This is a genomic window from Mycobacterium sp. E3298 (assembly GCF_001666895.1).
Taxonomy (GTDB): Bacteria; Actinomycetota; Actinomycetes; order Mycobacteriales; family Mycobacteriaceae; genus Mycobacterium.
The window spans coordinates 1-1397 of sequence record NZ_LZJB01000438.1 but is presented as its reverse complement, the minus strand read 5'-3'; the positions used below and the strand labels follow the sequence as shown (position 1 = coordinate 1397).

1 protein-coding gene and 1 pseudogene are annotated in these 1397 nt (G+C 71.3%); both read left to right on the top strand.

All coding sequences use genetic code 11. The features are described from left to right. Window positions 1-551, top strand: a pseudogene (locus tag A9X05_RS20690) (ABC transporter substrate-binding protein); the annotation flags it as partial. Next, window positions 548-1397, top strand: an 850-nt coding sequence (locus tag A9X05_RS20685; RefSeq protein ID WP_067783835.1) for an ABC transporter permease, incomplete at its 3' end; no start/stop codon positions are given. The pseudogene A9X05_RS20690 and the gene A9X05_RS20685, both read left to right, overlap by 4 nt.

Genomic DNA, 1397 nt, shown 5'->3' with positions numbered 1-1397 from the left:
GCGGTCTGCCGCAGGAGGTGGTGTACCTCTACAACGGCCCCGGCGGGACGTCGTTCGACACCACGCTCAAGCCGTCGCTGATCGGCGCGCTGAAAAGCGATGTGCCCTACCTGAAATCGATCGGTGACTTCGCCGACCTCGACGTGGGGAAGTTCGCGGTGGACGATCCGCTGCGCGCGGTGTTCGCCGCCCGCGGGCTGGACTACGCCGCCACCCGGGCGCGGGCCACCAACCCGTCCCTGCTCTCCGGCGACCCCGCGCTGACCAGCGAGCTGTGGTTGGACGGCGCCGACACGACGCAGACGGTCGCGAACCCCACCGGCTTGCTGCGGGCGGTCGCCGAGGCCACCGCCCGCGGCGGGAAAATCCGCGCGGCCTACGTTCCCGACGCCGAGCTCGGCACCCGGTGGTTCGCCGACAAGGCGGTGTGGGTGAAAGACGGCCGAAACTATCTGCCGTTCGGCACGCAGGCCGGGGCGCACCGGTACCTGGGGGCCCACCCGGGCGGCGTCGTGATGAATTACCAGCAGGCACTGGGAGGTTCGGTATGACCGTCGAAGCAGTGGCCGACCGGGCGCCCGGCGTGATCCCGACGCCCGCGCTCGCGCATACGCGGCGGCGCACCTCCGCCTGGGGGTCGCGGCTGCTGCGGCTGGCGTCGGTGCTGGCCGCAATCGGGTTGTGGCAGTTGCTCACCGCGGGCAAGGTGCGGCTGCTGCTGCGGTTCGACACGTTGCCCACCGTCACGCAGATCGTGCACGCGCTGCAGCGGCGGCTCGGTGCCGGCGAGTACTGGCTCGACCTGGCGCAGTCGTTGATCCGCATCCTCACCGGCTTCGGGTTGGCGGCCGTGATCGGCGTGGCGACCGGTGTCCTGCTGGGCCGTTCGCGCCTGTTCGCCGACCTGTTCGGTCCCCTGGCCGAGTTGGCGCGCCCCGTCCCCGCGATCGCGATCGTGCCCGTGGCGATCCTGCTGTTCCCGACCGACGAGGCGGGCATCGTGTTCATCACGTTCCTCGCCGCCTACTTCCCGATCATGGTCAGCACCCGGCACGCCGTGCGGGCGCTGCCGACCCTGTGGGAGGACTCGGTGCGCACGCTGGGCGGTGGCCGGTGGGCGGTGCTGACCCAGGTGGTGCTGCCGGGCATCTTGCCGGGCGTGTTCGGCGGCCTGTCGGTCGGCATGGGCGTGGCCTGGATCTGCGTCATCTCCGCCGAGATGATCTCGGGCCGCCTCGGCGTCGGCTACCGCACCTGGCAGGACTACACCGTGCTGGCCTACCCGCAGGTGTTCGTCGGCATCATCACCATCGGCGTCCTCGGGTTCGCCACGTCGGCGGCCGTCGAGTTGGTCGGCCGGCGGGTGACGCGCTGGTTGCCCCGAGCACAGGAAGGCT